A 13,578-nucleotide genomic window follows, 5' to 3' on the forward strand; every position below is an offset into this window, starting at 1 on the left:
TCAGTCGCAAATACTGATAAAATTTTCTTCCGCCCCGGGATTTTCAGTGATAACAATCCATGTTTCTCTGTCATTTTTATTACTCCTGCAAGCTTTTGCCAGATCACAGATTTTGGTATATTCCAAATCCGATGAATAGAACACGCCGTCTGAAACCGCGTTATAAAAATCCATGAAACTCTCTCTCGAATCAACAAGCTTCTCTCTTACCGTTCCTGCGGGATATACGATTGTCACGGGAATTCCCTGATTTCCAAACAGCCATGCCGCCGAAACCACAAACTCAAGGAAATAATCACGCTTTATAAGAAACTCCGTATCCTGCTCACTCTCAGGCGTATTATCGGCATTCATCAGGATAGACAACGTTCTTTTTTCCATCTTGTCAGGAACTCTGACCATCAGCTTTGAAGCCTTGGCTGAGACTTTCCAGTTAACAGACGAAAGACTGTCGCCTTTTATATACGGACGTATGTCATTTCCCGGAATGTCTTCAAGAATCCTCTCGCTCTTATGCCCGCGGCTGCTGTACAGGTTCTCAAGGTCCAGCGCCTTCCCTGCAATCTCAGTTATCCTCGGCTTTACAACAGCCCTAAATGAATACGGAATATTAAATCTCGCGGAAATAATATGAAACGGATCTGTAAAAGATACATTCTCGATTCCGACATCATAAACTCCCGCAAAAAGGCAATTAATGCCCGAAAACAACTCTTTTTTCTCATGAATATCAAGTGAAAGCTTTGTTTTATCCGGAATTTCATAGAGATTACACCGGCTTTTGAATGTGCCGATCTCCATATTGTGAATAGGAAGAACCCCCGCATTTTCGATAAGCGTGCGGTACTTGTGATCCTCACCTTTGGTGAGCTTGTGGACTTCGACCTCCTGATAGACTCTCAGAAAGGCATAATTTAAAACAATATATATTACCGAAACAGGAATGATCAAAAGAAGCGCAAAAAGTGGCGCATAAGCAACAGGACCGCCATAAAAACTTGCAAAAATTATGCCGGCTACAAGTGCTGTAAGATAGATGATCAGTCCTTTTTTATTAATTGTTATCTTCATGGTACGATTACTTTTCCAAGAATGGTCTTGATCAGATCTTCGCTCGTTATATGGCTGAGCCTTGCTTCTTTCGTAAGTATCAGTCTGTGAGGAAGTGTAAGTTTAGCCGCATCTGCGATATCTTCAGGGATGCAATAATCTCTTCCCACAAGGTATGCTTTGGCCTGAGCGCATCTTAACATGGACAAAAGAGCTCTCGGCGAAGCACCTACCGCAATCTCAGGCTTATTTCTGGTCGCATCTGTAATACTTACTGCATAGCTTCGAAGATTTTCTTTTACAGTGACAGAGGCTACGTCTTTTCTCATATCCAGGATATCTTTTCCCGAAAGAACGGATTCAGTCTCTTCATGGAGCTGCCCCAAAAGAAATCTCTCCGCCATATCTTCCGATGCTTTCGTATCAGGATATCCCACCGACAATTTGATCATGAAACGGTCAAGTTGAGCTTCGGGAAGCGGATACGTTCCCGCCATATCCACGGGATTCTGCGTTCCTATTACCATAAACGGCTGCGGAACATCAATAGGTTTACCGTCTATAGTAACCCTGTGCTCTTCCATTACTTCCAAGAGAGCCGACTGCGTCTTTGGCGAGGTCCTGTTAAGCTCATCCGCAAGGACAATATTGCTCACAACAGGTCCCGGCATCACAGAGAATTCTCCTTTTTTCGAATCGTAGATTGAAATACCCGTTATATCTGACGGCATCGTATCAGGAGTACACTGAATCCTCGCAAAAGAAAGCGACACGGAGTCCGCAAGCGCCTTTGCAAGCGTCGTCTTACCAACTCCCGGCACATCCTCCAAAAGAACATGGCCGTCAGCCAAAAGTGCTATGATAATCTTCTCGATCACATCACCCTTTCCGACTATCCTCTTCCCTATGCTGTCCTCCAATTTCTGCACTGATTCATTCATAGTGCACACCTCCTGCGACTCGACCTATATTACTATTATAACGATATTTAGTGCATAGAAAAAGCTAGGAGCGAAAACTCCCAGCTTTTATCATTTAGTCTCATACAAGACCCCGGTATAGTTTGCACACTTCATACCGTAGTCAAGATCTTCGGAATGGTCATATTTAAGGTTTCCCTTAAACCATTTTCCGTCTTCATATTCCTCAAAACCTATAATGTCCTGAATTTCCTGTTCTGTTGCGTAATTGATCTTTACGCTCTTGATCTTATGTTCAGTTTTTTTATACAAAAAACTTCCTGTGAATACTGCAGCGATAATAATAAAAGTAAATATAAATGCTATTAAATTCGCTCTTCGTAGTCGCCTACATAAATTGTCTATTCTTTCTGTTCCTTCCAAATTCATCCTAGGTCCTCCCTTTCTACAAAAAAAGACACTATCATTTAGATGCATTTTTTCAAAAAAGACAGAAAAAACACCCCCTGCAGACTATATAATACTACAAGAGGGCGATTTTATCAATAAATCGTCAGTTTTTACCCGTTATTGTTCCTTAATACTGTGCCAATATTCTTTGGCTTCGTTATGCCAATATTTCTTTGCTTCCTTATACTCTTTTGTTTCTTTTGCCGGATATAATTCGGGAGTATCGGCAAATAACAGTTCAATAGTTTCTATTGCAGAAGATCCCAGATCATCAAATCCATACGGCGTAAAATCCTCTTTTGCATGCCAAAATTTCATGCCGTTATGAAATGCATTATTCGGATCTGCATCATATCTCTTTGCAAGCGCACCGGCTTCATCGATAAGCCTTTTCATAGAATCATGTTCTTTTAGAAGGCACAGAGTCATGGCTTTAATTATGAGAAGATTGATTTTTAATTTAGTAGCATAGCAAATATTACCGTTTTCGGCAGATTCAATGTATGCAATTCCTCTGTCAAGAATGTCATATGCTTCTTTAAAATCCTTTTTCGTTCCTCGGGATGCAACTATGGAAGACATATTAAGTGCTATGTCATGTTCTCTCATAAGATTATAAAGCATTGCTTTTGTACATCTGGCCAGTGCTTCCTCAGTCTCCCCCTTTGAAAACAACAAACGCGCACTTTCTATATCCGCGATTCCCATATGATTTATCTTGTTAAACTCGATCAACGCGCCATCTGTATCATTAAAACTCTTTAATCTTGCGATATCCATTCTTATCGAAACTTCAGTGACGCTCAAATTGTCATTTTGTGAGAAGTATTTCAGTGCTCGCTCATAAAGCTGCACCGCATGTTTGGCATCGTCTTCTTTTCCGCCGTTGATAAAGAGAACATTATACAAAGTCGCACAGGCCATGATTATCTTAAAACAAGTAGGATAGCGGACTAAAGCCTTTTCCGCTTCTGAAACAGCCTCGTCTAATTTTTGTTCCGTGGTTAAATTGCATAGTCTATGATAAATATCATCAATACTTTTGGAGGAAAGATTATATCCCAAAAGAACGTCCATAGAAACATTAAAAAAGTCTGCAAGTTCCATCATCGTCATTATATCCGGAACTGTGCTTCCGCTTTCCCATTTTGATACCGCGCCGACTGTAACTCCAAAAGTTTCAGCTAGTTCTTCCTGTGTAAGGCTCATTTCTTTTCGGTACTTCTTGATGTTTTGGCTTAGCTCAAGTCTCATAGGGATGCGCCTCCTTTATAGCATTATGAGTTAATTATATAGAGAATAAATTGTGTTGATTTACACTTAAAATTGACCCCCGTGGGTCAAATTTACTTGACAATCAACATTTGTAACTCTCAAGTGCTTTTTCTGTAATTTCGACAATTTATATTTCTGAGTCCTTAGGATTTTAGATGATATTGCCTATGTTTAACGTTTAGTCAACACACAAATAATTCCGAAAAGCTCAACACAGACTAAAATCCATACAAAAAAACACCAAGGTGAGTAGTAAATAAAATTACTACTCACCTACTTAGCGTAACTAATACGCATTTACTATGTGTCGAGTTTAGTATATGTCATCAGCTTATACCTGAAAACTCTGAGTGCTTTATTAAATATTATATTTTTGAATAATCGTATCCATTAACAGTACATTTGTTAGCACAATTAAATTTGAGCCCCAGCTAAATTATGACCATAACAGTTGTTACCACACTCACCACTACACTGATTATCACATTTAGCACTACATCCCCAGTTACAACTTCCACTACAACTTCCACTACATGCGTGATAGCACGCTAAGCAAAAGCCAAGTAACTGAACTGAATGTGAGTTATTAATTCTACTTTCGTAATTCATTAAATCTCCTCCTAATCATTATTAAGGTTTATACGAAGAATTACCAGCACACGAGCCATGACAGTTAGCAGCACATAATCCGCTACATCCCAAAGAACATGCACCCTTGCAAGGACACCAAACTGCTAACATAACGCCTCGATTTGAGTCCATACCTAATTTGCTTTGATATAGTCCATTCATTCTTATTCCCCCTTTCCGAGTCAATAATAGTTATGATTACTTATTCATAACATATTTCAAGTACTCATAACGACTCTTGTATAACTCTTATGTGCATAATAAATCCAGCTATGACTTGAACCATTTTATCACCAAAGATATTATGCTTTTGGAGTTTCATATCATCAAAATTGTATTAACGAATATACTAATTTTTTTACTTGAACATTTCTCTATACAAACCTTCATTTTCTATAAGTTCAGAATTGGTTCCCTCAGAAATAATGCCTCCAGAAGTCATCACAAAAATTTTGTCACTTTTTTCCACCGAGCTAAGCTTATGACTAATCATTACGATGATCCTTGTTTGAGAAAGCTCCTTTAAATAATTCATAACGTCTGTTTCTACTCTACCATCAAGATCCGAAGTGATTTCATCGCATAACCAAAGGCTCGAATCTTTCAACGCTGCTCGCGCTATAGATATTTTTTGTTTCGTTCCACTTGATAAAAAACCCCCACCTTCACCAACAATTGTCTCGTACTTATTTTCTTGGCTCTGTATATATTCATAAAGACCAACTTTTCTGCATACAAAATCAATTCGTTCCGTATCAATTGGCCTCCCTAATGTTAAGTTGTATTTAATAGTTTCATTAAAAAGGAAAGGCTGCTTTGGAATATAACTAACCCGCTCTCTATACTCATAAAGAGAAATCTTTTTAAAATATTCACCATTTATTAAAATAGTTCCTTTTTCCCATTCATATAAGCCTAATAAAACCTTTAAAACAGTAGTTTTCCCGACTCCATTAATCCCTACAATCGTATATAATCCCGTATGCTCTATTTTTAGGCTAAAATCATCTAAGATTTTTCTATTGTTGTAGCAAAAAGACAGGTTTTCTATTTGAATAGTATTAATCTTTTCTTTTGCGTAAAGGCACTCTTTTACATCCTCCGACGATTCATTCAAAACTTCATTTATTCTGTCAATATTTACGTCACACGAAGCAAAATTCATGACATACGACATAACTTGCGAAGCTGTTTGAAAAAGTTGTCTAATATACTGATTAAATGAAACATATCTTCCTATGGTCAATTTATTGCAACTAATCAAGAAAGCCGCGCATAAAATACCGCTCATATCAAATAAAATATTTAGCGCCTTTTGAGTACCCCCCATTTTCGCTTGCGTTCTATATAGACATTTTGACAACATCAAGTTATCACTATATGCAGCACTAATCTTTTGAATAATATTTTCCTGATAATTAAAACTCTTGATACCTTCAAAATTCGAGAATACCTCATTAATAATCCCCATATACTTATCAGTAAATATTTTCAACTTAGTTTTTACCATTTTATATTCTTTTTTGAATAGGATGGTCCCCAAATATAGAATTGGCATAAACCCCATTGCTAATATAGTTAACTCTTTTGACAGTACCACTGCAAAATATATTGAAATTCCTACATTAATTATTACCTGTAGAATCCCTGTTAAAAATCCAATATATGTCCCAGCGATTTCATTAGTGTCTCCTTCTAGTCGATTTATTAGTTCCCCTTTTGAATAACAGTCCAACCCACTCATTTTCATGCAAATTATATGATTTAGAACATCTTTTTTCATTTCGTTTGACACGCTTTGTGTAACAGTGCTACCAAAATAATCTTCAATAGTTGCAATGATAATTCCAATCATTTCTAGAATTGTCATATACACAGCATTTTTCAATAATGACGCAAAATCACTCTTAAGCATTGCATCAATTATGATTCCAAACAAAAATGGGGTTACTCCATTAATTATTGTGCCTATTAATACCAAACATATCAAAAAGACAATGGCGCTTTTTTTATTAATAAAATATTTGCTTACTATAAACAGTTTTTGCTTTCTATTGTCATCCATATCTTTAAACTAGCAATATTTCGCAAGTTGCAAATAATATTTGCCAATCGCCATCTGGTTTGCTAGCCCATCCATATTTTTTACTCTTACTTCCCCACCAATTGCGCATTGCCTCATTTACTATAAACATCTCTTCATTTACTTTTATTTTTTCTTCTGGATTTAAATCTATTTTCATCAAGTTACGTAATGCTACGTTTTTTTCATGCAAAACTTCTATATCGCGCTTTTCTTCCTCTGTTACTTTACCAACTACTGTTGCCATTCCATTCCTCCACCTGTTTTACATTGGATAAAATCCAAGTTTTCTATTGTCTAATCTATCAATCACTTTTTTTATTGGATCCAATCCACTTTCTTCTTTAATCTCATGTGCAAATAAAATCTTCTCTTTACATTCATCTTGGATCATTTTAGCCACTCTTTTTTCTATATGACTTTTTTTACATTGAACAGCCGATGGTATATTGACTTCATTTGTTCTCTTTTTATTATGATACACGCAGTCTGCACAATGAAAGGCGTCACACATATTACACAAAGGTGCATATTCCTGAGTATATAATTGCGCATTTTTAATATTTGTCTCGCCCTGGTTAATATGACCAATAGGTTCTTCAGTATCATCTGAATAAAATGCCGGACAAATATATAAATTTCCATCAGGGCCAAGCGTAATATTCTTATCCCCTGCTCCACAATTTTCATGCTTCTCAAGAAGCAATTCATCAGTCAGAATGTTTACCTCCTTTTGTAATACACCTTTTTTATTAATATCTTCAACAATCATCTCCTTAACCTTCAGCAATTCGTTTTCATATTTTTTCAAGTCGAATTCATAGTCCAAATCAAGGATATTAATATTAAATCTATTAACCTTATTCCATAATTTACAAATCGTATCAGATATTTTTACAACACTATCTTTATCAAAATTTAAAACAATATTGTCTATCTTTTCATCTAATACTATTTCATCTACCTCAGCCACATCTATGACTGGTAACACATCTCTATATATTGCACATGCTTCATTGTAATAATTCAATGGAACTATATGAAGAATTCTATACTCTTCAAATTCTTCACAATCAATAAAATCATTTCCTAGCTTTGAATGAATAAAAACAGGTTTATAGAAATGATCTTTTGCATATTTAAGACCATCCAAAATCATTTCTTTTTCCATCGATATCATCAATCCTGTCATGTTGCCTTTATTGCTTTGTGAACAGCAATTTACATAATTATTTGATAAAAGAAAATTCAAAGCCACCTTTTCATGTGTATAGTTTTCTCTTTCAATACCATATCTATTAAATAATTTATTAAAATAGTAATTATTCGCACGTACTCGCGCTTTATGCATTTTACATATGTATTTTGCCCTTTGAAAATTTGTTGCAGAGTCGGATGCATCATAATTAAATCCTTGACAAAAACTACATCCTTTTGCAATAGAGCAGTTTAAACACTCGCTATCACTTTGTAAATCATATGTAACAACCTGAAAAGGTCTCACTTTATCAAAATCAATACCTTCATCAACATTTCCTATTGAGTACTCTTCCTTTTCATTTAATGAATACGCGCAATATCTCATGCAAGGAAACAATTTGCCATCAACGCCCACAGCTATCATCTTGCCCGCTCCACAACTTGTTTGCTTAAGATCTTCTTCTGTATATGGCTGACCAATCGAATCGTCAAATAACGTACAGTAGTTTTCATTCTGTAGGCCATTGTCCAATATGTAATCTGCCAATTCTTTTAACTGATTCTCAAAAATCTCATCATCACCATCTTTCCAAACATCTTCAAATACAACATTAGCAGCAACTTCTGGAATACCTTCATTCCATAAGCCAATAACACTATCTTTCAAGTATTTAAGATCATCACTAGCAAATGTAACTTTTGTAGAACCGACAAATTGATGTTTCCATATATCCACATTCTTTTTTATAACATCATATGATCCTGAACCATCTGGAAAAACTCTTTGCAAATCATGCTTTTCCTTTATTCCATCTATAGTGATAGTGATTCCAACTTTATCCTCATTTTTTTTAATAAAGTCTTGAATTCTCTTATCCAAATAATTAACGCCATTCGTGCAAATACTAATTCGATAATTCCAATACCAAGAACTACCCGCCAAGAAAGATTTCAATTTAAAATAATCACAAATCTTATCAATAAGTTCTATCTCCAACAAAGGTTCGCCACCAATAAAATCTAATGTGACTGCCTCCTGTAAACGAAAATCTCCATCAAAAACATAATCAATAAATTTTTTTGCTACTTCAAAAGACATTCTTTTATTTGAACATTTATGTGTTATGTAACAGTATTTACATCTCAAATTGCAATCCTCAGTCACGATAAATGTTAAAGATTGTGCATTACCTCCATTCCATGATGTCAATTGTTTTCCTACTGTGTATTCGTTCCCCACTATGCGTCTCCTTCTAAGTAAAAATTTTTTAGTCACCATAAAAAACCAATATTTTACATATAAATGTTTGCCCTGTTATTTTCGCAACATACTTTACCATATAAATTTAAATCATACAGGTAAATGTCATTTTTCCACCATTTTAGGTAATAAATAAATATATTTCGCGCTTACTATAAAAAAGGACTGTCATTATGATGACAGCCCTTAAATCATTAAACTAACACTATTGTTTTATTATGTTTTCTAACATTTCAACATATTCAATTAATTGCGCTCTCCCATACTCTGTAATTATACATGTGGTCTGAGGTTTGTTTTTAACGAACTCCTTTTCCACCATCACAAATCCCGAATCAGCCATTTTTTTTATTTGAGCACCTAGATTCCCATCCGTAGCCGACGTTATGTCTTTCAATTCACTAAAGCTTTTTTGACCAGTTAATAATGAAGACAAGATTGCCAGTCTAAGTTTTGAATGAAAAGCTTCAGGTATTGAGTTAATCTCCATGTTCTTTTGCTCCTATCTTCAAATACCATCCTAAAAAAAACATACCAAGTATCATAATGCACTTTACACTTATACTACTAAGAGGCATTTGCGCACCACCTTGCCCTCCAAAGTTTCCATAAGTTATTTCCTTCATGCTTGCAAATAAGACAAAATATAAAATACTATATAATGAAGTACACGCGGTTATTATAATCCTTTTTGTAAGTATACCAGTCATAAATAAAGCAAATATTACCGGGAGAACTTCTATTAATTCCCTGCATCTCCATAATGCTATCAATCTATCATCATTTCCAATTGGCAATAGTCTTATATACAAAAAAGAAAGTACGTAAGAGCCAATCAAGACCATCCCCCATATCTTTATCATTCCCTCACTGATATCATTATTAGTAGCTTTTATTTTTTTGTAATAAATAATAAACAAGCTTATATACCCAACAAATCGTAACAAGCGATATCCTTGTCCCAAAAACTGTACAATCCAACTACCATCTCCAACAAAACTTCTAATAAAATAAGCAGTTTCCTCAATAATCCAAGCAATTCCATTAACTACGCCTATACAAATAAAAAACTTGGCTACCTTTGCAAAATCCTTCTGAGTTCTCACTATTACTGCTTTTATTAAAGAAATATCGTCTAATGCATTTTCTATCGTTCTATCCATTGTTATCCTCTCCTACTATTAATTGCCTAAATTATTTTTCCTTATTCTTTCTATTTTAATCAATATGTCTTTCCATCCATAATGCTTACAATTCTATCGCAACAGTCCGCTATCTCTTTATCATGAGTTACTAATACCATCGAAATTTTTAATTCTTTCTGTATATTAATTAATAAATCCATAACTATTTTACTAGTTTGAGTATCGAGGTTTCCTGTTGGTTCATCTGCCAATAGTAATGATGGAAAGTTAATTAACGCACGGCCTATTGCTGCACGTTGTTTTTCACCTCCAGATAATTCACAAGGATAATGATCAATTCTATCACCTATCTGAAGCATTTCAGCCATAGTTTCTACTCTTTCCAAAGCCTTTTCTATGTCCTGATGATCTAAAATGCATGGCAAAATCATATTTTCCTTTATAGTCATATTTTCAAGTAGTTTGTAATCCTGAAATACAAATCCTATTTGAGTTCTCCTATATATTTCTAATTGTTCATTATTGTATCCTGAAAGTATTTCTCCTTTATAGCGTATTTCTCCACTTGTAGGAAAAAGAATTCCACCTAGCATTTTTAGTAAAGTAGTTTTTCCACACCCTGATTTCCCCATAATGGCAACCGATTCATTTTTATTAATTTGAAACGAAACATCATTTATTACATCTATCCGTTTTCTTTCTAATGTCATCGGATTTTCAATATAATAGTGTTTTTCCAAATTATATGCATGAATTAGATTCAATTTGCACCTCCATTCCTGTATTTATCTTGCCTTAGTACCCTTTTTTTTGCATATAAATAACCACCAAATTGCAGAACCCAAAAGAAAAGTACTACGCTTAAATATTTAATAACTTCCACATTCCATAATTGAGATAATTTTGATACCTTCTCCTGATATATATAATCGCAAAAAAAGAAAAACATTCCCATAATAGAAGCCATCACTCCAGGTAATAAAAACAATTTTTTTATTCTTCCCCGAAGAAAACTTTCGTAATCATAACTCTGTATTCCCAAATTAAAAAGTATTTCACGCTGTTTTATATCATTTTTTATATCTATAAATAGTTTTTCAAGAATAATCACCTGCGCTTCTAAAACTATAGATAATGCTAGTATAATAAATAATATTTCAATACCAATAAAAACATTATCTGAAGAAGTATTAGAAGCAAACAATCCTCCAAATACAAATGAAAATAACAAATTAACTGAATAAATTGCACAAATCATACTTCCATTCAAGCGATACTCCGAAATGAAATCCACCCAAGATAAAAGTTTTTCAAAATATCTTTGTTTATTTTTTGAAAACAACTTTTTTATAACATGACCATTTACCTGTAATAAAAAATAAACTCCAACTATATGTAACAACACAGATAACATCATTTTACCAACTGAGTATTTAGCCAATAGCACTAACGAAATTGTAAAACATATAAACGCAGCATATTCCGAAATCCCATATGATATGCAATCTCTGTGCTTTTTTTCAGTCCCATTGCTAAGTCCTTCCATATATTCTACTAGACAAACCTTACTTTGTTTCCATTTCATAATAATAAGCGTCCCTAACATTACAAAAACAAACAAACATAGAATTATGCCAAATATAATTGCTGAAACCATAACCATATTTTGAAATGATATCTTGAAAATACTTGTTAATACAATATTGCTAATTACAGAACTCAAAATGACAATAAAAATAATTGAAAATATAAAGAGTGGGCAATATTCTTTACATAATGTAGTCCAAAAATCTTTATTAGAAATTCCCAATATAAGTAGCAAATTATATTTTTCCGCATGTTTCTTAATATATCCTTCTAATGAATAACGGAATATTGCAAAACAAACCAAAATCAACACACTGACAATTAGAAATAAACAATTCCCTATACCCTGTACATTCTCAAAATCGCACTCCAGACAATAATATATAAAAAAGTCTGCTGAAAAATAAAAAGGAAAAACCGGTAAACAACACATCACATACAATTCAAAATTATCTTTCACATGCTTTGTAAAGATAGTCGAGCAAAAATCAGTCATAATTTTCTCCTTGTACTCTATTTTATAGAGTTCTCTATTTTATCTTACTCTATATTGAGATATTATTCAACCTCTATACATATCTTTTTGCTCAATTCTTACACAAACACCCCTATGTAGTGCTTTTTTATTATTCTATTGCGTATTTCTTTCCAATTATGTAGAATAATTATCAATTATGTGAATAATAATAAAAGAGGACTTTTTGCAATTATGACTAGAAAACACTTACTCGAACACTGCAAAAAACATATTTTTTCATTATTAACTCATGAAATAGCTTCAGCCACAAATTACACCATGCAGAATAAGCGACATAAACCCTTACACATTTTACTTATCGAACCAATATTTTTTAAGTATTCAAAATCAAAAGAGGGCATTACTAATGCTAAGAATAGCAATTTGTGATGACGACCTCAAATTTGCTGAAAATCTCGAAAACCTTATTCTGGCTGATAGTTACAAACTTGGAATTATAGTAGAAACAGACATTTATACAGATGGAAAATTTCTATTAAACAGTATCCAGGCCGATGATTCCTTCGACCTAATTTTTTTGGATATTGAGATGAAACACATTGACGGTATTTCTGCAGCAAAAAAAATACGTGAAACCAATCGTTTGGTACTGTTTATTTTCATCTCTAATTATGACAATTATTTTCCAGACTTGTTTGAAGTAGAAGCATTCCGCTTTCTTTCAAAACCACTAAACAAAAGCAAATTTAGTCGGTATTTATTAGAAGCATACAAACGCACAGAAGAAACTGCCACGTATTTTCAATTTACTTTTAAACGAGAAATTCAAAGAATCCCACTTAAAGATATTGTTTATTTTGAAAGTCACAAGCGTACAATTCATATTTTTCGACAAGATGGAAGTTCAACATTTTTTTATGGAAAATTAAATGCTGTTGAAAAGGAATTATCCGAAAGTAAATTCCTTTTTTTCCGTACACATCAATCATTTTTGGTCAATTATACTTATATTACGAAAATGAATTTCTTTTATGTTACTATAAATTTAAATGGAAAAGAAATTGAATTAAAAATAAGTCAAGACCGTAGAAAAAATGTACGAAACAGGCTCTGTGAAATGGCAGCCAGAAAAATGGGGGGGGGTATAGGCAATAAGACCTCTACCCCATTTTTCTGGCTACCAAATTAGTAACGATCAAACATATATGCTAACAGCGCTCGTGGTTTTAAGTTTGTCGCAATGTTCTCTTTTATTATTTATCTGTCTCTTCCAATTTCTCATGTTCATTATTTTCCTGAAAACGCTCAAATCCACACAGTTCACTCGTAAGCATATATACTTTTCTATAACATCGCATAAATCTTGATTCAAAATTGCTCTTGGATTATTGAAAATCTCATTGTAACAAGCTTTCAAATCAACCCAATTTCGGTCATTATCATCAGTAGCAACTTATATATCAACGCGATTATGAACAGAAAGCCTCATCTCGTCCACA

At 33.8% G+C, this 13,578-nt stretch carries 12 protein-coding genes; 1 reads left to right on the forward strand and 11 read right to left on the reverse strand.

What is annotated here, in order from left to right; translation table 11 throughout:
- The 11 genes from DL92_RS0106965 to DL92_RS0107015 form a co-directional block, all read right to left on the reverse strand.
- Nucleotides 1-1,071, reverse strand: a complete 1,071-nt coding sequence (locus tag DL92_RS0106965) for a DUF58 domain-containing protein (RefSeq protein WP_026656359.1) — start codon at nt 1,069-1,071, stop codon at nt 1-3.
- A complete protein-coding gene (locus tag DL92_RS0106970) occupies nt 1,068-1,991 on the reverse strand; it encodes an AAA family ATPase (RefSeq protein WP_026656358.1) in 924 nt (307 codons plus the stop codon). The genes DL92_RS0106965 and DL92_RS0106970 overlap by 4 nt, the downstream gene beginning before the upstream one ends.
- Nucleotides 1,992-2,081: 90 nt before the next feature.
- Complete coding sequence (locus DL92_RS0106975; RefSeq protein WP_026656357.1) at nt 2,082-2,399, reverse strand: hypothetical protein; 318 nt, start codon at nt 2,397-2,399, stop codon at nt 2,082-2,084.
- 138 nt (nt 2,400-2,537) lie between these two features.
- Nucleotides 2,538-3,674 (reverse strand): helix-turn-helix domain-containing protein, encoded by a 1,137-nt coding sequence (locus DL92_RS20165; RefSeq protein WP_051594197.1) that lies wholly within the window; start codon nt 3,672-3,674, stop codon nt 2,538-2,540.
- 1,009 nt (nt 3,675-4,683) lie between these two features.
- Nucleotides 4,684-6,390, reverse strand: coding sequence for an ABC transporter ATP-binding protein (locus DL92_RS0106985; protein WP_026667281.1), 1,707 nt, complete (start codon nt 6,388-6,390; stop codon nt 4,684-4,686).
- Nucleotides 6,391-6,394: 4 nt separating this feature from the next.
- Nucleotides 6,395-6,655: a CXXX repeat peptide modification system protein gene (locus DL92_RS18535; RefSeq protein ID WP_034468640.1), complete on the reverse strand. Its 261-nt coding sequence runs from the start codon at nt 6,653-6,655 to the stop codon at nt 6,395-6,397.
- Between the two features lie 18 nt (nt 6,656-6,673).
- Nucleotides 6,674-8,848, reverse strand: coding sequence for a radical SAM peptide maturase, CXXX-repeat target family (locus DL92_RS0106995; RefSeq protein WP_026667282.1), 2,175 nt, complete (start codon nt 8,846-8,848; stop codon nt 6,674-6,676).
- 226 nt (nt 8,849-9,074) lie between these two features.
- The gene (locus tag DL92_RS0107000; RefSeq protein WP_026667283.1) at nt 9,075-9,359 is read right to left on the reverse strand and encodes a transcriptional regulator; all 285 of its coding nucleotides are present in this window, start codon (nt 9,357-9,359) and stop codon (nt 9,075-9,077) included.
- Nucleotides 9,349-10,032 (reverse strand): hypothetical protein, encoded by a 684-nt coding sequence (locus DL92_RS0107005; RefSeq protein ID WP_026667284.1) that lies wholly within the window; start codon nt 10,030-10,032, stop codon nt 9,349-9,351. Before DL92_RS0107005 ends, DL92_RS0107000 begins: the two co-directional genes overlap by 11 nt.
- 59 nt (nt 10,033-10,091) lie before the next feature.
- Entirely contained in the window at nt 10,092-10,778 is a 687-nt protein-coding gene (locus DL92_RS18540; RefSeq protein WP_081816848.1) for an ABC transporter ATP-binding protein, read from the reverse strand.
- A complete protein-coding gene (locus DL92_RS0107015) occupies nt 10,775-12,097 on the reverse strand; it encodes an FtsX-like permease family protein (protein WP_026667285.1) in 1,323 nt (440 codons plus the stop codon). The genes DL92_RS18540 and DL92_RS0107015 overlap by 4 nt, the downstream gene beginning before the upstream one ends.
- A 388-nt stretch (nt 12,098-12,485) precedes the next feature.
- Between DL92_RS0107015 and DL92_RS18545 the strand changes: the two genes are divergently transcribed.
- Entirely contained in the window at nt 12,486-13,268 is a 783-nt protein-coding gene (locus tag DL92_RS18545; RefSeq protein WP_051625252.1) for a LytR/AlgR family response regulator transcription factor, read from the forward strand.
- Nucleotides 13,269-13,578: the final 310 nt, after the last annotated feature.

The sequence above is a fragment of the Butyrivibrio sp. AE2005 genome (assembly GCF_000686965.1).
In the GTDB taxonomy this organism is placed as follows: Bacteria; Bacillota; Clostridia; order Lachnospirales; family Lachnospiraceae; genus Butyrivibrio; species Butyrivibrio hungatei_A.

Excerpts from the sequence above, each read along its gene's own strand:
- DL92_RS18545 (WP_051625252.1), top strand. The coding sequence starts at position 12,486 with ATGCTAAGAATAGCAATTTGTGATGACGACCTCAAATTTGCTGAAAAT.
- DL92_RS20165 (WP_051594197.1), bottom strand. The coding sequence starts at position 3,674 with ATGAGACTTGAGCTAAGCCAAAACATCAAGAAGTACCGAAAAGAAATG.
- DL92_RS0107000 (WP_026667283.1), bottom strand. The coding sequence starts at position 9,359 with ATGGAGATTAACTCAATACCTGAAGCTTTTCATTCAAAACTTAGACTG.
- DL92_RS0106975 (WP_026656357.1), bottom strand. The coding sequence starts at position 2,399 with ATGAATTTGGAAGGAACAGAAAGAATAGACAATTTATGTAGGCGACTA.
- DL92_RS0106965 (WP_026656359.1), bottom strand. The coding sequence starts at position 1,071 with ATGAAGATAACAATTAATAAAAAAGGACTGATCATCTATCTTACAGCA.
- DL92_RS18535 (WP_034468640.1), bottom strand. The coding sequence starts at position 6,655 with ATGGCAACAGTAGTTGGTAAAGTAACAGAGGAAGAAAAGCGCGATATA.
- DL92_RS0106985 (WP_026667281.1), bottom strand. The coding sequence starts at position 6,390 with ATGGATGACAATAGAAAGCAAAAACTGTTTATAGTAAGCAAATATTTT.
- DL92_RS0106970 (WP_026656358.1), bottom strand. The coding sequence starts at position 1,991 with ATGAATGAATCAGTGCAGAAATTGGAGGACAGCATAGGGAAGAGGATA.
- DL92_RS0107015 (WP_026667285.1), bottom strand. The coding sequence starts at position 12,097 with ATGACTGATTTTTGCTCGACTATCTTTACAAAGCATGTGAAAGATAAT.
- DL92_RS0107005 (WP_026667284.1), bottom strand. The coding sequence starts at position 10,032 with ATGGATAGAACGATAGAAAATGCATTAGACGATATTTCTTTAATAAAA.